Here is a 20,963-nt window from a genome sequence, read left to right as displayed (position 1 = left end):
TGTTTCAGGCCGCCGACCGGGGTGGGCGCGCTGCCGCCTCGATGTTTGTTTGTGCTCGGGCCGCAAGCTTGCCGAGCGCCAACGATTCAGCGCCGAGGGCGGCGACGACACGAATCTGCGTGGTCAGCTCGGTCGCATCGGTAGCGCGCACTCGGCCGAGATCGGGCCAACGAAGCAAGCGATAAACGGTCTTGTCGTTCAGCCAAGGCGCAAGCGACGGGCTCGCGTGATACGTCGCGAACCAGAACAGCTCAGCACCGGGACGCGCCGGTAAATTGCCCGGCGGCGGCGTGCCTTTTTGTAACGACAGACCGCTCAGATCCAACGTGCCCGCGCGAATTGCACCGGCGGTCGCAGCGTCGCAGTAGTAACAACCAACATCGCCACGCAACCAAAGGAACGGGCCTTGCGGTCCCTTGCACATCAGCCACAGCGCGCTGTTGTTGACCGTGCGTAACGTGCGTAGCGCTTCGACAAAAGACCACGGATCGGCGTTGGATGTGCTTGCTCGTGGCTTGATCGGTGCTGTCGTCGCGGGTGCGCTCGGCGGAACAGTCACACGACTCTCCATCTCCGCTTCCACGTGCTCGAGCATGCTGAGCACCTTTACGGCGGGAAACGGATAGACGAGCGTGCGAGGACCAGCAGGGTGATGCTTCTCGTCGGTGCTGAGCACGACGATGTGCTTACCTTCATCGCGCCAACGTGCGAGGTTCTTGGCAGGTTCGGAGTGGTGGACGACGATGATGTCGGCCGCGGCGGCAGGTGTGGTCACCCAGCTCGAGCGAGTGGTGCCTTTGAACACCCACAGCACCGAGTCGAACAGCTGCACGGCATGGCCGGCCTGCTCTTCGGTCGCAGACGGTTTGATCAGCGCGATCCGTCGCTCGGGACCCGAGCCGGGCGCTGCCGACGGTCCCGTGCTCACAGCCGCGTATTACCGGCGCCGATAGACGCCAGCCCCAACGCAAGCCATGGAGATCCACACCGCCGGGGCGTGGGCGCAGCGACAGCCATAGGTCCTCGAGAGCAAAACAGCGAGTGGTCTCGCTGATCCTTCGCGAGTAACCTTTTGTGCGGCGAAACATTAGAGGCGGCAGGGGGCGCCGGCTGTGACCAAAATCACTCTGTGGCGCGAAATTTCTAACATTTGATAACGAAAAATCGGCAAGGTCACAGTCACCTGGCGCTCACAGCACACCCAGCGCCAGACCGGCCGCCAGGGTTTGACCCAACTCGGCGCATCTCTGACGATCCGTGTCACTCGGTTCGCCCTTGACGATCAGCGGCTCGGCGCATTGTTTCCAGCGATAGCCGAGCGCGATCCGTTCGATGGACGTGACCGCACCGGTGCCGTCATTGCCGGCGCTGACGAAAATCGCATAGGGCAGGGCATCGACCCGGCCCTGCACCGGGTAGAAGGTGCGATCGAAAAAATCTTTGATGGCACCCGCCATGTAACCGAAGTGCTCGGGCGTGCCGATGAGCAATCCATGCGCCCAGAGCAAATCGTCGACGCCCGCCTCGAGCGCAGGCAGCGCTCGCAGCTCCACGTCTTCGCCCGCGTCGGCCACGCCTTGCTTCACCCACTCGACCATGGCGTGAGTGCGGCCGCCTGCGTGGCCCGCATAGATCAACAGTAGATGAGGTCGAGTTGAGGACGGCATTGCGGAGGACATCTGTTACAGTTCTGAGTCACCGTAACTCGTTTCACGGGAGTTCCGAATGTATACCGTTTCGCGACCGGTTCGGTCGCTGTCCGCCCTGATTATCTCAGCGGCGATGCTTACAGCGCTGGGCTGCAAGCCCAAAGAGCCGAAGCCAGTGCCGACGCCTGAAACTGCGGCCAGTAGCCCAGTCAACGAGCAGCAGAAGACCGCCGCGAATCAGATCGCCGCCGACTATCTGCGCGCTCAGATCACCAAGATCTCATCGGACGAATTCGAGGGCCGCGCGCCGGCAACGCCGGGCGATGTGAAGGCTCGTCAGTACATCGCGGACCAGTTGCAGCAGATCGGTTTCGCGCCGGGCGGCAGCGACGGCAGCTATCAGCAATCGTTCGACGTGGTCGGCATCACCGCGCAAATGCCCAAGCAGTGGTCCTTCAACAAGGGCGGCAAGAACGTGTCGTTCAAGTGGTGGGATCAATACATCGCGGGCAGCGGCGTGCAGTCCGAGAAAGGCTCGATCAAGAACGCCGAAGTGGTGTTCGTGGGCTACGGCATTCAGGCGCCCGAGTTCGGTTGGGACGATTTCAAAGGCCAGGATTTGAAGGGCAAAGTGCTGTTGATGCTGAACAACGATCCCGATTGGGATCCGCAGCTGTTCAATGGCGACACGCGTCTTTACTACGGCCGCTGGAGCTACAAGTACGAGAGCGCCGCGCGCCAGGGCGCTGCCGGCGCCATCATCATTCACACCACGCCGTCGGCGGGCTATCCGTTCCAGGTCGTGCAGAGCTCGTGGTCGGGCGAGCAGGTTGAACTGCCGGCCGCCAACGAGCCGCGCATTCAAGTCAAAGGCTGGCTCACCGAAGACGCGTCACGCGAACTGGCCAAGCTCGCGGGACAAGACCTGGATGCGCTGGTGAAGTCGGCTCAATCCAAGGACTTCAAGCCGGTGCCGCTCGGAGTCACGACCTCGTTCGACTTCAAGAACAAGTTGAATCGCTCCAGCACCGCGAATGTCTACGGCGTGTTGAAGGGCAGCGATCCGCAGCTCAGTAACGAGTACGTGATCTACACCGCGCATCACGATCATCTCGGTGTCGGCGAGCCCGATGCGAACGGCGACAAGATTTTCAACGGCGCGATGGACAACGCGTCCGGCGTGGCCCAGGTGCTCGCGATCGGCAAAGCGTTCAAGGCGCTGCCGCAGCCGCCGAAGCGTTCCATCATGCTGTTGTTGGTCGCTGCTGAAGAGCAGGGACTGTTGGGCTCGCGGTACTACGCGACGCATCCGACTGTGCCGCCCGGCAAGATCGCCGCGAACATCAATATCGACGGCGGCAACATCTTCGGCCGCGCCAAAGACATCGTGTTCGTCGGCAAGGGCAAGTCGACGATCGACGACTACGTGAACGCCATTGCCACGATGCAGGGCCGCGTCGTGACGCCCGATCAATTCCCGGATCGCGGTTTCTTCTATCGTTCCGACCAGTTCAACTTCGCCAAGATCGGCGTGCCCGCGTTGTATCTGGACGCCGGCACCGACTTCATCGGCAAGCCGCCGGGCTGGGGCAAGGAACAGCACGCGTACTACGAAGAGCATCATTATCACCAGCAGTCGGATGAGATCTCCGACAGCTGGAATTACGACGGCATGATCGAGGACGCGCAGCTGTTGTTCTACGTCGGCGATAATGTCGCGAACGCTGCAGCGGCGGATCTGCCGAAGTGGTTGCCGGGCGATGAGTTCGAAGCGGCGCGCAAGGCGTCGCAAGAGCAGCTCAGCACCAAGGCCGAGTAAACATTCGTCGATCGTTCCAGGCAGGGCTCATCGATACCTCGATGGGCCCTGTTTTTTAGCCTGAATCCTGCACCAGCCGGCTGTCGGTCCAGTTCTCGGGCCAGCGTTTCACCGGCATGTCCGTGATGGCGAGTCGAATCAATTCCGTCATCGCCGCCCGCGCTTCCACCGTGTCTTTTGCTTCGATGGCGTGGAACACGCGCCAGTGCTCTGGCAACGGATCGCGCTTCAATGCCTGGGCGCGTTGTTTGAATTCCGTCAATGCATGCACGGCCGCCGCCACGCCATTTGTCAGTGAAATGATAAAAGGGTTGCGGGTCGCACGTAGCAACTCGGAGTGAAACTCCTTGTCGGCGATGCGGCCGGCTTCGACGTTCACGGTATGCAGCGCCATTCTTGCCAACGCATTCCGCATCACTTCGACGTTTTTCTCGTTGCGTCTTGCCGCCGCCAGGGCCGCCGCTTCCGGCTCGATGATCGTGCGCAATTCAAACAAACCTTGCAGCACCTCGAGTTCGGGCTCGCCTGCAAATACCCAGGTGAGCACGTCGGGATCCAGCAAATGCCATTGCTCGACCGCACTCACGCGCGTGCCTGTGCGAGTTCGACTTTGCACGAGCCCCTTCGCTGCAAGCATGCGCACCGCTTCTCGATACGCCGAGCGCGAAACTTTCAGCTGACCGCTGGCTTCGATCTCGCCGGCGAGCACATGACCTGGACGATAGCGCCCCGACACGATGCGCAGGCCGAGATCGCGCGCGATGGAGCTGTGCAGACGCAGTTCTTTGCGATTTTGCCGCGGGCTGGCGGCGGCAACTTTGTTCGGATTGGGAGCGGGCATCGGCGCCTTCTGTCGGTCGCGCATGCGACCCAGGGGATTGTCCGGGCGCGCCGCCGGGATCACAAGCACCGCCTCGACAGGGCCGTTCACAAATTCTGTTGTCTACCGTAACTTAGCATTTCTATTAGAATTTTTCCGGCGTTCCGGCCCCAGCGAAGGGCTTGGGTCGACCGGACTTGCAATTCGAATCTTGATTTGTCCGACATTTTGCAGATAGCATTTGTCTGAGAAATAAATCCGGCCGTAGTCATCGGCAGCTTTGGGGGGATAGCAATCGTGGCGAAGCTAGTCAGGATTCGTTCGGCGTCCGCTATGGCGGCGCTTTCTTTGTCGATGAGCGCACTCGCTCAACAAACGACCACCGCACAGACAGAGCTCGAAGAAGTCATTGTCAGCGGTGTGCGCGAGAGCCTGGTGCAGGGATTGGAAAACAAGCGCAATTCCACGCAGGTCGTGGAATCCATCGTCGCCGAGGACATCGGCAAGCTGCCTGACAACAACGTCGTCGAAGCTTTGCAGCGAATCTCCGGTGTGCAAATCACCGATCGCGGCGGCGGCGAAGCTGAAGGCATCGTGATCCGCGGTCTCAACGACGTGCAGACGACTTGGAACGGTCGCAACGTATTCACCGCCGCGCCACCGCCGGCCTCGGCTCGTGCGGTGGCCTTGCAGGACATTCCCGCGAACTTGATCGGCAAGATCGACGTGTACAAGACGCGCGCCGCCGATCAGCTCGAAACCGGTCTCGCAGGTCAGATCGATGTGACCACGCGTCGCCCGTTCGACTTCGACGATCTGGAAATTTCATTGAATGCCCGCGCGACCACGCAGGAACAGCGCGATGAGATCGATCCGAATGCCAGCTTGCTGATCGCCAACACCTGGGATGTGGGCGAAGGCAAGTTTGGCGTAATGGCCAACGCCAGCTACTCGCGCGTGCGTTATCGCGATCAGAGCGTGACCGCCGGCGCGATGGTGCCGTTTCTAACCGAGCGGGCTCAGCCCAATGGCTTTGGCGCGGCCGACGCGTGCGATCACACTCGGCCCTACAATCCGAACTGGGTGCCGCTGGAGCGCATTTTCAACGGCGACTGCCGCCTGATGCATCCGGGCGACGATCCGGTGCAGTTCTGGCAACCGGGCACCGACGCCGGACTGGCGACGACGCCGGGCTCGACCATCACCATGAATGGCACGCCGTACGAATATCTGCTGAGTCGCGACGCGTTGTTCGCCAGCGATTTCCAGGGCGATCGCGAGCGCCCGGCGGCGACCGTGGCTCTGCAGTGGGCGCCGAACGACAGCTCCGAATACACTTTCGAAGCCTTCTATCAGGGCTATCGCGAAGAAATGTTCAACAATTTGCATTTCACGTTCGCGGACTGGTGGGGCACGCTGGGCCCGAATCCGGCCTCGACGTACACGCTGTATCCCGGCACGAACATCATGAAGACGCGCACCGTCGGCGCGCCGTTCGGCTTCAACAGCGGCGACGCCACCAAGCAGGACACCGACACGTTCGTATACGCGTTGAACGGCAAGTGGCAGGTGACCGATCGTTTCAAGCTGAGCGCCGATCTGTCGTTGCAGGATAGCGAGTTCAACACCCGCTTCATCGCTGTGCGCACCGAGCGCGTGCCTGGCTCGATCACTATCGATTTCAACTCGGGCAACGGCGTGCCGTCCTGGCATTTCAACAACGATGCGGAAATGCTCGACCCGAATGTCTGGACGGTTGGCGCCTTGTTCCAGAATCGCGGCCGTCAGGAAGGCGGCGCGCAGACCTTGCAGCTCGATGGTGACTACGAGCTCGGCGATGGCGTGTTCCGACTGCTGAGCTTCGGCGTGCGCTACGACGACCGCTCCGCCGAGTCGTACAGCCCGAAGCCCAAGCCCGAGCCGTTCCTGGGCCGGAACATGTCGACGCTGCCGTCGGGCATGATCTACACCAACAGCGGCTTCTTCGATGGCGAAGGTGATATTCCAACCGCATGGGCGGTGGTGAACGGTTACTACCTCAACGATCACGCCGATGAAGTTCGCGCGCTGTATGGCGAGCCGGCCGGCGGCCCGGTGTTGAAGCGTGCCTTCGAAGTGAAGGAGCGCACCGCTTCCGCTTACATCCAGACCGACCTCCAGGTCGGCAAGCTGCAGGGCCAGTTCGGTCTGCGTTACGTCACGATCGATACGCCGATGCAGTTCACTGACGTCATCACCGATGTGCGCACGTCGGCGAAGAAGAGCGACAGCGATCTGCTGCCCTCGATGACATTGCGTTATGCCGTGACGGACGACTTCAATGTTCGCTTCAACTATGGCGAGACGCTGCGCCGTCCGAACTTCTTCGATCTGAATTCGAACTTCTCGCTGACCGGCGATCTGACCCAGGTCGGCTACGGCTCGGGCAGCGGTGGCAATCCGGACCTCGAGGCGGCCAAAGCCAAGAACTACGACCTGACCGCCGAGTGGTACTTCGCCACCGACAGCGCGGTGTACGCGACCCTGTTCCGTCGTGACATCGACGGTCTGGTGGTGCCGCTGACCCGTCGTGTCACGATTCCGAACACCGGTCTGAACACCAGCACGTTCGTGGTGACGCAGCCGGTGAATGCCTCCGATGGCAAGCTCGAAGGTCTCGAGCTGGGCTTCGTGTACTTCCCCGACTACCTGCCCGGCGTGCTGAAGGGACTGGGCGTGACGGGCAGCTTCACCAAGCTCGACTCCGAGCAGACCATTCCGCTCACCAATTCCGCGGGCGAAATCATCGGTACCGAGAAGTCCGAGTTCTTCGGTGTTTCCGACACCTCGTACAACATCACATTGGCGTACGACCGGGCCGGCATCGGCGCGCGTCTGTCGTACGTGTGGCGCGACGATTTCAAGAACAACAACGAAGCGCGCCTGTTCGCCAATCCGATTGGCATCTGGCGTCATTCGGAGGCGAGCCTGGATCTGCAACTCTCCTACGACGTGAACGAGAACCTTGCGATCTCGTTCGACGCCGTGAACCTCACCGAAGAGATGCAGCAGTCGTATTACGCCTTCGGCTCCGCCGGCGGCCCGACGACGGACAATTTCGGCAACTTGCTGTTGAGCCGTTCGTACGCCATCGGCGTGCGCTGGCGCCTGTAATCGAGCTTCAGGAGCGGCGCCGTTCGTGCGCCGCTCCTTCTTCGGACTCATCGCGTTAAGATCCTGCCTTCGCGCCGCCGCTGGCGGCCGCCACCAGACAGGTAGGGTCATGCCATTCGATGCCAAGCGTGTGGTCGTTGCACTGGCCGCGTTCGTCGCGACCGTCGCAGCTCCGGTTCAAGCCAAGACCGTCAAGCCCCCTTTACACGGCCAGCATTGGGTTGCTGTCACAGGCAAACCGCTGGCTGCGACCGCGGGCGCGCGGATCTTCATGCAGGGAGGGAATGCAGTCGACGCGGCCTGCGCGATGATCGCCGCGACTTCCACGATGTGGGACGTGTTGAGCTGGGGCGGCGAGACTCAGGCGCTGATCTACAACCCGAATACTCGCAAAGTGATTGGCGTGAATGCGCTCGGCGTCGCTCCGACCGGCGCGACGCCCGAGTTCTATCGTTCCAAAGGTTACGAATATCCGCCCGAGTTCGGGCCGCTCGCGGCAGTCACGCCGGGTACGCCGGGCGGCATCATGGTGATGCTCGCGGAGTACGGAAAACTCAGTCTCGCCGAAGTGCTCGCGCCCGCCATCGAAATGGCCGACGGCTATCCCATCGAGGCGCAGACCGCCGACCTGATCGAGAAATGGAAGGATGAGCTGCGCAAGTGGCCCGACTCCCGCCGCACGTTCCTGGTTCACGAAGGCAAGGACGGCAAGCCGCTGCCCGGGTTTGCTCGCGTCGGCCCCGAAGCCGGTGAAATCTTCCGTCAACCCGATCTCGCGGTGACCTTGCGCAAGCTGGTCGACACCGAAGCAAAGGCGCGCAAGGCCGGCAAGGACCGCAAGCAGGCCATCATGGCCGCGTACGATCGTTTCTATAAGGGCGACATCGCGAAGGAATATGCGCGCGGCTCGCAGGAGCTCGGCGGTTTGCACACACCGGAAGATCTCGCCAACTGGCAGATCCATCTCGAAGAGCCGGTGCATACCAACTACAAAGGCATCGAGGTTTACAAGCTGACGCATTGGGTGCAGGGCCCCTCGATGCTCCAGGCATTGAACATCCTCGAGAACTTCGATCTCAAGGCGATGGGCTACAACAGCACGCGTTATATCCACACGCTGTATCAGACCATGAGCCTCGCGTTCGCCGATCGAGATTTCTATTACGGCGACTCGCGCTTTCCGCCCGAAGAGCCCATCAAAGGCCTGCTGTCGAAGGACTATGCGCGCGAGCGCGCCAAGCTGGTCAAGGACGATCGTAACGATCCCGACATTCGTCCCGGCGACCCGTATCCCTTCCAGGGCGGAACCAACCCGTTCAAGACCCAGCTGGAAGCGTGGCACACCGTGAAGGCGGGCAAAGACAAGTCCAAGCCGAATCAGTGGAGCCCGACCGCGCTGGCCGAATTCGACCGCACGTTCCGACTCGGCACCACCAGCGTCGAGGCCGTCGATAAAGAAGGTTGGGTCGTTTCGGTCACGCCGAGCGGCGGCTGGTTGCCGGCGACCATCGCGGGCAAGACCGGCATCGGCATGAGCCAGCGCATGCAAAGCTTCGTGCTCGATCCCAACGACAATCCGTTCAACGTCGTCGCACCCGGCAAACGGCCGCGCGCGACGCTGACGCCGTCAATGGCATTGAAGGACGGCAAGCCATATCTCGCATTCGCCGTGCAGGGCGGGGACACGCAGGAACAAAACCTCCTGCAGTTCTTCTTGAACGTGGTCGAGTTCGGTATGACACCGCAGGAGGCGGCCGAAGGCGCCAATATCACCACCTATCAACTGCGCGATTCGTTCGGTGCCCACGAGTCCATTCCCGGGCGTCTGACGCTCGCCGACTCGGTGCCCGATTGGGTTCGCAACGAGCTGATCAAGAAAGGTTACAAATTGGAATTTTCGGCAAACAATTCCGGGCCCATTACCGCGATTCAGATCGATGCGAAGCACGGCACCTTCTGGGGCGCGGCTGCATATCACGGCGAGGACTACGGCATCGCTTGGTAACTTTTGAGGCATGGGCCCGCTGTTGGGGCGGGCTCATGCACTCTGGCGGGGCGTGCGCCATTGACGGCCATCACAACTTCAAATTGGCCGCCGTAACCATTGACGCTGCTCATCATTTCTGTGACAAAGCCCCGCGCGATGGCGTCTGCGCAGCTGATATTCAGCGGTTCTTGTCACGATAACTAAAAGGCATGCAGTCCACGGCCACACCACGCGTCAGCCACGAAACACCGCCTGTCAGTTACGACACCGCAGGGAGCACTGAAACCGCACGCATGCTCCGTACGTTGCTCGGCAACCTCGACGGCATGGTGTATCGCTGCCGTGACGATGCCGAATGGACCATGGAGTTCGTCAGCGAAGGCGTGCGACGGCTGACCGGCTACGACGCTGCCGACCTGCTGTTCAACAAACGCGTTTCCTACGAGCAGATCACCTATCCGGACGATCGCGAGCGGGTTCGTAACGAAATGCACACCGGCCTGCGCACGCAGGGCCGCTTCGATTGCGAATATCGCATCGTGCATGCGACGGGCGAGATCCGTTGGGTGTGGGAGCGGGGCTCCGGCGTCTATGACGCTCACGGCAAGCTGCACGCTATCGAAGGTCTGATTCAAGACATCACGGCCCGTCGGGCGTCGAGCCTGGCGCTGCGGGAAGCCGAGAGGCGCTATTACAACTTGTTCGAGAACGCCATCGAAGGCATCTTCCGCACCACCATCGACGGCCAGTATCTCGACGCCAATCCGGCGCTGGCACGGATTTATGGATTCGACAGTCCGGCCGAGCTGATCGCTCAGCTCAAAGATATTCGCAATCAGCTGTACGTCGAGCCGTCCCGTCGCGAAGAGTTCATGGCCTTGGCGAAGGCGCGCGGCTCGGTCAGCGGCTTCGAATCGCAGGTGTATCGCAAGACGGGCGAAGTCATCTGGATCTCCGAGAATGCACGCGCCGTGTTCGACGAGACCGGTCACGTCGCTTGTTACGAAGGCACGGTCGAGGATGTCACCGAGCGCAAGGTCTATCAGGCCCGCATCGAGCAGCAAGCCAACTTCGACACCCTCACCGGGCTCGCCAATCGCGCGTTACTCCACGATCGATTACAACAAGGCATTCGTTCCGCCGGTGCTTACGGCACGCGGCTGGCGGTGGTGTTCGTCGATCTGGATCGATTCAAGTTCATCAATGACGGGCTGGGTCACCATGTCGGCGATGAGCTGCTGCGTGAGATGGCCGAGCGGCTGCGTTCCAGCGTGCGCGAAGGCGACACGGTGGCGCGCCTCGGCGGTGACGAATTCGTGCTGCTCATCAATGGCCAGCGCGGACCCGACGCGGTCGCGCTGGTGTTGGAACGGATGCTCCACGCGATCTCACAGCCGTGGACCAGTCCCCAGGGCGATTTCAATGTCACCTGCAGTATGGGCGTCGCCCTGTACCCGGACGATGGCACTAACGCGGAAACTCTGCTCAAGCATGCCGACCAGGCCATGTATCGGGCCAAGGAAAAGGGTCGAAACAATTTCCAGTTCTTCACCGCCGAGTTGAACGCGCTCATTACCGAGCGCCTGGAGCTGGAGAACAAACTGCGTCGCGCACTCGAGCGTCAGCAGTTCTCGCTTCACTATCAGCCGCGCGTGGACATGCGGACGCGTCGAATCACTGGCGCGGAAGCATTGATTCGCTGGCACGTGTCGGATGAAGAAGTCACGCCGCCCTCGCGATTCATTCCTGTCGCGGAAGAGATCGGCCTCATCGTGCCCATCGGCAAATGGGTGCTGCGTGCCGCCTGTGCTCAGAACAAAGCATGGCAGGACGCGGGGCTGCCGCCGTTCGTCGTCTCGGTGAACGTGTCGGTGCGACAGTTTCGACAGGACAATCTGGTGCAAACCATTGCCGAAGTGCTGCGAGAGACCGGCCTCGATGCGCAGTATCTCGAAGTCGAGCTCACCGAAAGCGCCGTCATGCACGACGCCGATCAGTTCATCGCCATGCTCGGCCAGCTCAACGACCTCGGCGTGCAGATCGCGCTCGACGATTTCGGCACCGGCTATTCCAGCCTGAGTTATCTGAAACGACTTCCGGTCGATCGCTTGAAAGTGGATCGCTCGTTCGTGCAGGACATCGGCAGCGATCTGGACGACATGACCATCGTGAAAACCATCATCGCACTCGGTCACAACCTCGGCCTGAAAGTGGTGGCCGAAGGTGTCGAGACCGAGCAGCAGATCGACTTCCTGCGCGCCAATCAGTGCGACGAGCTGCAGGGCTTCTACTTCGGCCGGCCGCTGCCCGGCGACGAGTTCATGCGCGAGTTCCTGCACTTCCCGAGCAGCCGCATCTAACCCAGCCTCCCGCGCCGCAGCTTGCGGTGGACTTTGGCGCTTGCTACCTTGGTACCAAGTTACCAAGGTACTCCGCATGACCACCGTCACCCGCGTCCAGACCGGCGTCCGCCTGGAAGCCCGTTTGCTCAATGTGCTCAAGGCGTTAGCCGCCTTGAAAAATAGCTCGCTGGGCGATCTGCTGGAGGGCATCGTGCTGCATGCCTTCGAAGGCGAGCAGGCGTTCAGCGCGCCGACCCTGGCACAGATCGCCGAGCTGAAGAAGATCTACGGACTGGATCTGACCGCCGCCGATAGTCATCAATTGGTCGAGTCCGAGCGCGCCGTGACCCGTGCGACGGCGAAGCGTGTGGGCGCGGCCAGCAAACAGCGCAGTGGGAGGAATCGCTCATGAGTGCTCAGCCAGCGCGTCAGCCGACGCTCGACGACGACATCCTGATCGCGTTCGAGAACGGCTCGCTCGATCCGGCCCGATTCAGCCATCGCATGCACTTGTCCGTGGCCTGGCGCTATCTGCAGCGCGACGGATTTCCTGAAGGCGCGCTACAGTTTCGCCGGCATTTGCAAAACTACGTTGCCAAGGTCGGCGCGCAGGGCAAATATCACGAGACCATCACCTGGGCTTACCTGATGCTGCTGAACGAGGAGCTGAGTCTGCGGTCGCCGCCCGGTGAATCGTTCGATGCGATGATTCAACGGCGGCCGGATCTGCTCGATCATCGCAACGGTCCGATCGCGCGCTGCTATAGCAAGTCGCAGCTCGATTCGCCCGAGGCCCGCCGCGTGTTCATGTTGCCCGCGACTGAACGAGGTTCGTCATGAGCTCCTTCGTTGGCGCCGTCGATCAAGGCACGACCAGCTCGCGCTTCATCGTGTTCGATCAGGCGGGCAGCATCGTCGGCAGCGCTCAACAGGAACATCCGCAGATCTTTCCTCAGCCCGGCTGGGTCGAGCACTCGCCTCTCGATATCGCTCTCAACACCGACGCAGTGATTGCCGAGGCGTTGCGATCCGCGAAGCTCACGGCCAAGGACATCGTCGCTATCGGCATCACCAATCAGCGCGAGACGACGATGATCTGGGATCGTCGCACCGGTGAGCCGTTACACAATGCGTTGGTGTGGCAGGACACTCGAGTCGATCCCCTCGTTGCATATTTTTCCGCGCAAGGTGGTAAGGACCGTTTCCGTGCCGCTACCGGTCTGCCGCTCGCGAGTTACTTCAGCGGTCTGAAGTTGAAATGGTTGCTGGATCACGTGCCGAGCGCGCGAGCGCTCGCCGACGCCGGTCATCTGCTGTTCGGCACGATGGACACTTGGGTGCTGTGGAATCTCACAGGCGGCGCGAAAGGCGGCCTGCATCTCACCGACGTAACGAACGCGAGTCGCACTCAGCTGATGCGGCTGGACTCACTGCAGTGGGACGACGAACTGCTGCGAACGTTCACGATTCCACGCAGTGTGCTGCCGACGATTACGTCCTCCAGTGAAGTCTACGGCCAGGTTGCCGATGGCCCGCTCAAAGGGGTGCCCATCGCCGGCATTCTCGGCGATCAGCAAGCCGCGCTGGTGGGGCAAACCTGCTTCGAGCCGGGTGAGGCCAAGAATACTTATGGCACGGGTTGCTTCCTGCTCATGAACACCGGGCATCAACCGGTGTCGTCGGCTGCCGGTCTCGTGACCACCGTCGCATATCGGTTTGGCAGGAATCCCGCATGCTTTGCGTTAGAAGGATCGATAGCGATCTCCGGCGCGCTGGTGCAGTGGCTACGCGACAACTTGGGTCTGATCCGCAATAGCGGCGAGATCGAAGCGCTCGCGGCGAGCGTGAAGGATAACGGCGACGTTTACATCGTGCCGGCGTTCTCGGGGCTGTACGCGCCTTATTGGAAGGATCACGCGCGTGGGGTGATCACAGGGCTGACTCGTTATGCGAATCGCGGGCACATCGCTCGCGCGGCGCTCGAGGCGACGGCCTATCAAACGCGCGATGTGGTCGCGGCGATGGAGCAGGACTCCCGCATTCAATTGCAGGAGCTGCGAGTGGATGGCGGCATGGTCGTGAACGAGCTGTTGATGCAGTTTCAATCGGACATTCTGGACGTGAGTGTGGTGCGGCCGAAAGTGACAGAGACGACGGCGCTGGGCGCCGCGTATGCCGCGGGCCTGGCGACGGGCTATTGGAAGAGCACCGACGATCTGCGCCGCAACTGGGGTGTGTCGCACACCTGGCAGCCGCGCATGAGCAAGGAAGATCGCGGTCATTTGTATTCGTCCTGGCAGAAAGCGGTTACGCGCTCGTTCAATTGGGTGGAGTGACATGTCGGCGGCCGAGCTTCCTCTCTGGACGGCGGCAGAACGCGAAAGTTTTTTCGCCGCCATCGCGCGTCATCGTCGCGCGGCGTGGCAGGTCAGCGCGGTCGCTGGCATTTGTATCGCCATTCTCGCGTTCGTCGTTGCGACGCTGACGTCGCCGCTGTTCTATGCGGTGATCGGGCTGCTGCTCGACGTGATCAATCTCGTTATTCCCACGCCGGATTTGCTCGGCTACGTGGGACAGAAGCTGAGCTACGTCAGCGACCACATCGAGACTCAGCCCGCCAGCAGTTGGTTGTATCTCGCCTTCATTGCAGCGCTGCCTGGCATGGTTGCTGTGCTGATCGTCTTGTTAACGTTGCGACGTATCGTGCGCGAGGCGGAGGAGAGCGGCGCGCATGAACTGGCCTTGCGAGCGCCGAATGCGACTGTGCTTGCGGAGCAGCGACTCGCGAACGTCGTCGCCGAAATGGCCATCGCTGCCAACATCAAGATGCCGAAGGTCGCCATCATCGACACGCCTGCCGTCAACGCCGCGGTGTATGGGCCCGACGATGAGACGGTCACCGTGCTGGTCTCCACCGGGCTGCTCGATAAATTGGATCGCGCGCGGATGCAGGCGGTGGCCGGGCATCTCATCGGGCTCATTGCCAACGGCGATGTCGTGCAAGGGATGCGGGTTGCGCAGACGTTGAGTTTGTTTGGTTTCGTTGCGCGGCTCAGCGATGGCATCGTTGATCCGCCCGCGTGGTCGCGACTGTGGAAAACGCTGCGCGAGGCTTTGAAGCCCGGCGCGTCGAGTGCGGACTCCCAGTTGATTCTGGAACTCACCAATCCCTTTGGGAATTCCCAGGGCGGCGGGAATACTCCAAACAAACTGACGTGGCGCGAATGGATTCGCATGCCGCTCTACGGCCCTGTCGTGATCAGCGGCTTCTTCGGCGGCATGGTCAGCACCTTCCTGCTCGAACCGCTGCTCGCCCTGATCTGGCGCCGTCGCAAGTACCTCGCCGACGCCATCGCCGTCCAACTCACTCGCGATCCCCAAGCCCTCAGCGACGCCCTTGGCGATGTCGGTAACAGCGGCGGCTTCCCCGCCTGGTGCTCTCACATGCTCATCGCCGGCGGCTCCCGCCGCGGCGGATTGTTCAGCGGCTCGGCCGTGCCCATGTATCCCGCCCATGACAAACGTCTCAAGGCGCTGGCACGCATGGGTGCGACAGTCGTCCTGTCCCCTCCGCGTCACATGGCGCTGTGGGTTCAGCTCCTTCTCGGAGTGCTCGGCCTGGTCGTTGTTTCTCTATTGAGCGTGGCGATTTATTTGCTGGTGATGGTCTCGATCGCCCTGTCCGGGCTGTTCACTCTGCTGCCCACGGTCATCTTGCACGCGCTGTTGCGGTGACATCCCGCTGCGGACATAGTATCGGCCCGGGCGGTCGATAGCGGGTTGACAATAAAATGTCCGTGATGATTTCGATGATCCTGTTGCCTCAGCCGATCGATGTACCGTCAGCCGCGATCGAGCGCGAGCTCAAGAGTCGTTATCCCGAGCTTGGCCTGGTCTCGGAAACGGACGAAAGTGGCGCGCGGGCGTTCCAGTTGAAGGATGGCACGCTCGTCCTGGGGAATATCCAAGCCCCCATCCCCTGGTCCGATCTGGAAGGGCCCTGCGCCACCAGTCTGCTTTGGAAGGATGCAGCCGCGGAGGTCCAGGCTCACCAAGCTCATTTCATCGTAACGGTGATGAGCGATCTCAATAAAGTCGACCAAGCGATTCTGCTCACCAAGGCAACCGCCGCCGTGCTCGCCGCCTGCGAGGGCGCGATCGGCGTGTACTGGGGCAACGCCACTCTGGTCGTTCCTAAAAACCTGTTTCTCGATTTCTGCACGGAGGTACTGCCTCACGGGCCGCCGCTCGATATCTGGATCGACTTCCGGGTCGGCTGGCAAACGAAGACGTCCAGCGGCGGTTTCACGCAAGGCATGGAGGCGCTCGGGCACATGGAGCTCGAAACTCAGGAATCGCCCGAGAAACCCAGCGACCTGCGTCAGCGCCTGCATGGCCTGGCCGGATATCTCCTGGAAAACGGGCCGGTGATCCGGGATGGACACACCATCGGCCAGAATGCTCGCGAGAAGATCCGCATCGTTTATTCGGACTCAGCGTTCGGAAGCGATAAGCGAGTCATGCAACTTCAGTATGAGACGGCGGCGAAGCCTTGGTGGAAGCTGTGGTGAGATAGGCCTCGGCGCATCTTTCTTGGAGTGCGCGAATCCTTCTCTTCGTCCGGGTCGCAAGTCGTCCTCCGGTGTCCGCGGCGAAACGCGCGACAAGTGCCGCGGAGCGTCGGGCTCAGAGATGCTAGACAACGAGAAGAAAGGCTTCCTACCATGACGCAAAACGTTCATCGCGTCGGGGAAGTCAGATGACGACAGTCACCGTTTCGCTCAGGTTCCAGGTGATCATCCCTCCGGCTATCCGGAAGGCGCTCGGCATCAAGCCGGGCCAACGCATTCAGGTATTGCAGAATCAAGATCGCATCGAGCTCATCCCTCTGCGCCCGATGCGCAAACCACGCGCTGTCCTCAGGGCTTCTTCTGCGGTCGACGTTGGTGCCAAAAACTAAACCGCGACATTTACGATCTCCGTCTCGTCACGCCCCCGGATCTTTCGGCGACCCGGCCACCCCTTCGTTCCTCAACCACTGCGTCAGCATCTTGCATCGCTCTTCCGAAACGCCAAGGCTGCGCAGCGCGTAATCGGTCATTTCGAGCGCAAGCTCAAGCTCGCCCATGACTGCGCGGTCCACGCCTTGGCGAATAAGATATTTCAACTCCGACGAGCTATGCGTCCGCACGACCACCGCGATCTTCGGATTCTTCGCACGAGCAAGCTCAAGAATGCGACGGGCATGAAACCCATCCGGTGAAGCAATCACCAGCAATCGCGCATGCTCGATCTGAGCGAGATCGAGCACACCATGCGCGGTCGCATCGCCATACACCGCCGTGATCTTATCTTCACGCAACTGATCGACGACACGACGGCTCATCTCGATAACAACATACTCGAGCCCCTGCGCCTGCAACCCATACCCGACGACGCTGCCGACGCGGCCGTACCCAACGATCACCGCATGATCGCGCAGTCGGGAAACCTGCTGATCAGGTGGCAGCGACGCGAGCTTGCCGTCCTTGCGAGTCAAAAACGCGAGCAGCTTCGGCCGCTCATTCACCCAGCGCGCGATGGGCGCGATGGTCGCGAAGGCGAAGGGGTTCAAAGTGATGGAGAGCAACGCGCCGGCCAGGATCAAGTCGCGGCCCTCCGGCGGCAGCAAGCCGAGGCCAACGCCGAGGCCGGCGAGGATGAAAGAGAACTCGCCGATTTGCGCCAGGCTCGCCGAGATCGTCAGTGCCGTGCGCACGGCATAACCGAAGGCCAGCACGATGGCGAACGCGGCGAGCGACTTGCCGACCAGAATGACGAACAGCACGCCCAGCAACTCAAGCGGCTGCCGCAGGATCACCGCGGGGTCGAACAACATGCCGACCGACACAAAGAACATCACCGCGAACGCATCCTGCAGCGGCAGCGAATTCTCCGCCGCCTGATGGCTCAAGTCCGACTCGGCCAGCATGACGCCGGCGAAGAACGCGCCGAGCGCGAAGGACACATCGAACAACACGGCCGACCCGTAAGCGATGCCCAACGCAATTCCGAGCACCGCCAATGTGAACAACTCACGCGAACCAGTCCGCGCGACCTGCACGAGCACCCAAGGCACGATGCGTCGGCCGCCAACCATCATCACCGCCACGAACATCGCGACCTTCAACGACGTCACACCGAGACTCGCAAGCAAGCTGCTCTCGCCAGCGCTGTCGCCGGTATGCGCAAGGGCAGGCAGGAACACCAGCGCCACGACCATCGCCAGGTCCTCGACCACCAGCCAGCCCACGGCGATGCGACCTTGTTCGGTATCCAACTCGTTGCGTTGTTCGAGCGCTCGTAACAACACGACCGTGCTGGCGACCGACAGCGCCAGGCCGAACACGATCCCGGCCGTCGTGCTCCAATTCCACAACCGCGCCAGCCCCAACCCGATGATGGTCGCCACCGCGATCTGCACGACCGCGCCGGGCAGCGCGATGTTACGGACCTTGAGCAAGGTGCCGATGGAGAAGTGCAGACCGACGCCGAACATCAACAGGATCACGCCGATTTCAGCCAACTGGCCGGCGAGGCCGGCGTCCGCGACGAAGCCTGGCGTGAACGGCCCGATTGCAATTCCGGCGACCAGGTAGCCCACCAGCGGCGGCATGCGAAGTCGGGCGGCGAGGAAGCCGAAGCCCATGGCCAGCACGAAGCCGATGGCGATGAGTGCAATCAGGTCGGATTGATGAGGCATGCGCTAGCGGTCACCTGAGATCGAGTGGACGCGAGCGCAGCGGCGCCCGCGAGGGCGCTCCATAGTAACCGCTTCGACCGAGAGGTTAATCGTTCCTTTGTATGGAACGGCCTAGCGAACGATCTCCACCGCCAGCTCCCGGCTATCGGCGCGGCCTCGATCGTCTACGGTGCGCACCATGTAATGTCCCGCTCGCTGCGGGTGCCAGCCGATCGCCACGCCGGGCGTGCCCGTGCCGACGTAGCTCTCATCGACGAACCAATGCAAGCGTCGCACTTCGCTGTCCGCGTTGGCGGCCAGAGGAATGGTTTCACTCCCGACGCGTCCACTGCGCACGCTGTATGTCACAGCGATGACAGGGGAGGTAATCTGCGGTGGCGTGCCACTAGGCACATCTCGCTGACAATCCGCGGGCGGCGGCGGTCGTCGACGCGGCATGCCGGCCTGAGCGAACAGTTGCAGCAGATCGGTGGGCCAGAACTCATACACCTCGCTGCGTGCATGTGTTGGATCGTACGGCGGACACGCTTGCTCGCCGGTTCGGGTATCGATCCAGACGCGACGATGGATCTGACTCACACGAATAGGTGACACGCCGGGGATGTACCAAGTGCTCACCACCTGCGGACACTCCGAGTTCGGCAGATCGCCCGAAGCGCTGCAGACTTCGATGCGTTCCATGCGCGGCGGCTGTCGATAGATCGGCTCGACCAATTTCTCCTGAGCCGCGAGTGCATCGAGCAGACGGAAGAACAGTGGTGCCGCCGCTTGCACGCCGACGAATGCGGGATTGCCCCGGCCGTCGAAGTTGCCGACCCATACAACTAATACGTACGGACCAAAAGTGCCGGCGGTCCAGGCATCGCGGAAGCCCCACGAGGTGCCGGTTTTCCACGCGGCTTGCACGCCGCTGCGGCGACGAGCGAAGGAATCTTCCGGTCGCGGGGCTGAGCGGAGCATGTCCAGCGTCATGAAGCTGGCTTCTTCCGACAGCAGTCGCAGTCCCTCGGGTCGCGGTTCGTCGCTGAGATAACGCAGCGGTGCCAGGCGGCCGCGATTCGCCAGCATCGCATAGAGCGTGGCGGTTTCTTCCATTGTCACTTCGCCGCCGCCCAGGGTGAGCGCGAGGCCGTAATGTTTCTCGCTCGCCATTCTTGTGATGCCGGCGCTGCGCAGGAATTGATAGAGCGAAGGCGTGGAGAGTTGTGATGAGAGCGTCATCGCCGGGACGTTGCGGGAGCGGATTAGCGCTTCACGCGCCGTGATCGGGCCGACGAAGCGGCCGTCGAAGTTTTCCGGGTTGAAGGGGCCGAAGGAGGTCGGCGTGTCTTTCAACACGGTTTGCGGATGGATCACACCCTGATCGATGGCGAGTGCGTAGATGAATGGTTTTAAAGCGGAGCCCGGCGAGCGCTTGGCCAGTGTGCCGTTCACCTGACCTTCGATGTCGGCGGCGAAGAAATCGGCCGAGCCGATCATCGCTTTCACGGAAAGGTCTCTGTAATCGACCAGCATGGCGGCGGCGTTGTGGATGCCGATGTTGCTGTGCTCGCGGACGTAAGTCGCGATGACGCGCTCGAGGGTTCGTTGAGTTCGAAGATCGAGTGTCGTGTTGACGGAGTGGATCGACGCCGGTCGAGGTCGCTGCAGGATGACGTTTGTGAAGTGGGGCGCCGCGAAGGGCAGGTCACGCAGCGATGCGTAGCGTAATGGCGTGGCGATGTAGTCAGCTGAGCTTGCGGCGTCTGGGTGCTGCTCGACCCAACGAGCGAAGAGGCGGAGGCGCGCGTCGCGGAGGTCGGTGGGCTCGTCGCTCCCGGGGGCGCGACGGGCGGGGGATTGTGGGATGAGTACGAGCGTCAGTGATTCGGACAGGCCGAGTCGTTTCGCTGACTTATCGAAATAGATCAGGCTCGCGGCGCCGACGCCCTGAATGTTTCCTCCGTAGGGCATCAAGTTCAGATGCGCTTCGAGCAGGTCCCGCTTGGAGTAACAGAGCTCCAATTGAACGGCGCGGAGGATTTGTTGGAGTTTGCCGCTGACGCTCCTGGTGTTCAGCCCGTACATGAGGCGGGCGAGTTGCATCGTGATCGTCGACCCGCCCACTCGCGGGCCGCCGGAGTATGTCGATGTGGCCGCGCGCACTAACGAGGCGACGTTGACGCCGGGGTGGAAATAGAAGTGTTGGTCTTCGTGAAGCAGCAATGCTTCTACCAGCTCAGGCGAGATGTCTTCGATGGGCGTCCACAAGCGATACTGGTGATCGCTCGCAAGCGTCAATCGAAGCAGCCGCCCTTGCCGATCAAAGATCGCCGTCGACGAAGCGATCTTCGCCGCGAGCGGCTCGCGTGGCCACAGCCGGATCGTAACGAGCGTCGCCGCTACGACCAGGACTGTAATGGCAACGCCGATTGCTCGCCGCCAGCGCACGTTAGTTAGCTCCTGGCTCCC

General features: G+C 61.7%; 15 protein-coding genes. 10 read left to right on the top strand and 5 right to left on the bottom strand.

What is annotated here, in order from left to right:
* Nucleotides 1–4: 4 nt before the first annotated feature.
* Nucleotides 5–928: a hypothetical protein gene (locus ACFPN2_RS13315; protein ID WP_380597252.1), complete on the bottom strand. Its 924-nt coding sequence runs from the start codon at nucleotides 926–928 to the stop codon at nucleotides 5–7.
* A 262-nt stretch (nucleotides 929–1,190) separates the two neighbouring features.
* Entirely contained in the window at nucleotides 1,191–1,667 is a 477-nt protein-coding gene (locus tag ACFPN2_RS13310; RefSeq protein WP_380597250.1) for a flavodoxin family protein, read from the bottom strand.
* A 58-nt stretch (nucleotides 1,668–1,725) separates the two neighbouring features.
* Between ACFPN2_RS13310 and ACFPN2_RS13305 the strand changes: the two genes are divergently transcribed.
* Entirely contained in the window at nucleotides 1,726–3,468 is a 1,743-nt protein-coding gene (locus ACFPN2_RS13305; RefSeq protein WP_380597248.1) for a M28 family metallopeptidase, read from the top strand.
* A 55-nt stretch (nucleotides 3,469–3,523) separates the two neighbouring features.
* Here ACFPN2_RS13305 and ACFPN2_RS13300 read toward each other — a convergent pair whose 3' ends face one another.
* The gene (locus tag ACFPN2_RS13300; protein ID WP_380597246.1) at nucleotides 3,524–4,399 is read right to left on the bottom strand and encodes a FadR/GntR family transcriptional regulator; all 876 of its coding nucleotides are present in this window, start codon (nucleotides 4,397–4,399) and stop codon (nucleotides 3,524–3,526) included.
* Between the two features lie 186 nt (nucleotides 4,400–4,585).
* On the opposite strand from ACFPN2_RS13300, the gene ACFPN2_RS13295 reads away from it, so the two are divergent.
* The 9 genes from ACFPN2_RS13295 to ACFPN2_RS13255 all read left to right on the top strand — a co-directional run bounded on the left by ACFPN2_RS13295 (nucleotide 4,586) and on the right by ACFPN2_RS13255 (nucleotide 16,730).
* Nucleotides 4,586–7,441: a TonB-dependent receptor gene (locus ACFPN2_RS13295; RefSeq protein ID WP_380597244.1), complete on the top strand. Its 2,856-nt coding sequence runs from the start codon at nucleotides 4,586–4,588 to the stop codon at nucleotides 7,439–7,441.
* 109 nt (nucleotides 7,442–7,550) lie between these two features.
* Nucleotides 7,551–9,446, top strand: coding sequence for a gamma-glutamyltransferase family protein (locus ACFPN2_RS13290; protein WP_380597242.1), 1,896 nt, complete (start codon nucleotides 7,551–7,553; stop codon nucleotides 9,444–9,446).
* 191 nt (nucleotides 9,447–9,637) lie between these two features.
* Nucleotides 9,638–11,788, top strand: coding sequence for a putative bifunctional diguanylate cyclase/phosphodiesterase (locus tag ACFPN2_RS13285; RefSeq protein ID WP_380597241.1), 2,151 nt, complete (start codon nucleotides 9,638–9,640; stop codon nucleotides 11,786–11,788).
* A 76-nt stretch (nucleotides 11,789–11,864) separates the two neighbouring features.
* A complete protein-coding gene (locus tag ACFPN2_RS13280; protein ID WP_380597239.1) occupies nucleotides 11,865–12,182 on the top strand; it encodes a hypothetical protein in 318 nt (105 codons plus the stop codon).
* A complete protein-coding gene (locus ACFPN2_RS13275) occupies nucleotides 12,179–12,610 on the top strand; it encodes a hypothetical protein (RefSeq protein ID WP_380597237.1) in 432 nt (143 codons plus the stop codon). Before ACFPN2_RS13280 ends, ACFPN2_RS13275 begins: the two co-directional genes overlap by 4 nt.
* Nucleotides 12,607–14,106, top strand: coding sequence for a glycerol kinase GlpK (gene glpK, locus ACFPN2_RS13270; RefSeq protein ID WP_380597235.1), 1,500 nt, complete (start codon nucleotides 12,607–12,609; stop codon nucleotides 14,104–14,106). The genes ACFPN2_RS13275 and glpK overlap by 4 nt, the downstream gene beginning before the upstream one ends.
* A gap of 1 nt (nucleotide 14,107) precedes the next feature.
* Entirely contained in the window at nucleotides 14,108–15,505 is a 1,398-nt protein-coding gene (locus tag ACFPN2_RS13265; RefSeq protein ID WP_380597233.1) for a M48 family metalloprotease, read from the top strand.
* A gap of 56 nt (nucleotides 15,506–15,561) precedes the next feature.
* Complete coding sequence (locus tag ACFPN2_RS13260) at nucleotides 15,562–16,341, top strand: DUF4261 domain-containing protein (RefSeq protein ID WP_380597231.1); 780 nt, start codon at nucleotides 15,562–15,564, stop codon at nucleotides 16,339–16,341.
* Between the two features lie 188 nt (nucleotides 16,342–16,529).
* Nucleotides 16,530–16,730 carry an AbrB/MazE/SpoVT family DNA-binding domain-containing protein gene (locus ACFPN2_RS13255; RefSeq protein ID WP_380597230.1) on the top strand — a complete coding sequence of 67 codons (201 nt, stop codon included), beginning with the start codon at nucleotides 16,530–16,532 and terminating at the stop codon, nucleotides 16,728–16,730.
* Between the two features lie 27 nt (nucleotides 16,731–16,757).
* On the opposite strand, the gene ACFPN2_RS13250 is transcribed toward ACFPN2_RS13255, so the two are convergent.
* Both ACFPN2_RS13250 and pbpC read right to left on the bottom strand, forming a co-directional pair.
* The gene (locus ACFPN2_RS13250; RefSeq protein WP_380597228.1) at nucleotides 16,758–18,512 is read right to left on the bottom strand and encodes a cation:proton antiporter domain-containing protein; all 1,755 of its coding nucleotides are present in this window, start codon (nucleotides 18,510–18,512) and stop codon (nucleotides 16,758–16,760) included.
* Between the two features lie 111 nt (nucleotides 18,513–18,623).
* Nucleotides 18,624–20,942 (bottom strand): penicillin-binding protein 1C, encoded by a 2,319-nt coding sequence (pbpC, locus tag ACFPN2_RS13245; protein ID WP_380597226.1) that lies wholly within the window; start codon nucleotides 20,940–20,942, stop codon nucleotides 18,624–18,626.
* Nucleotides 20,943–20,963 lie beyond the last annotated feature (21 nt).

This window comes from Steroidobacter flavus (assembly GCF_042651805.1).
Taxonomy (GTDB): Bacteria; Pseudomonadota; Gammaproteobacteria; order Steroidobacterales; family Steroidobacteraceae; genus Steroidobacter; species Steroidobacter flavus.
This window is presented reverse-complemented; position numbering and strand designations above follow the sequence as displayed.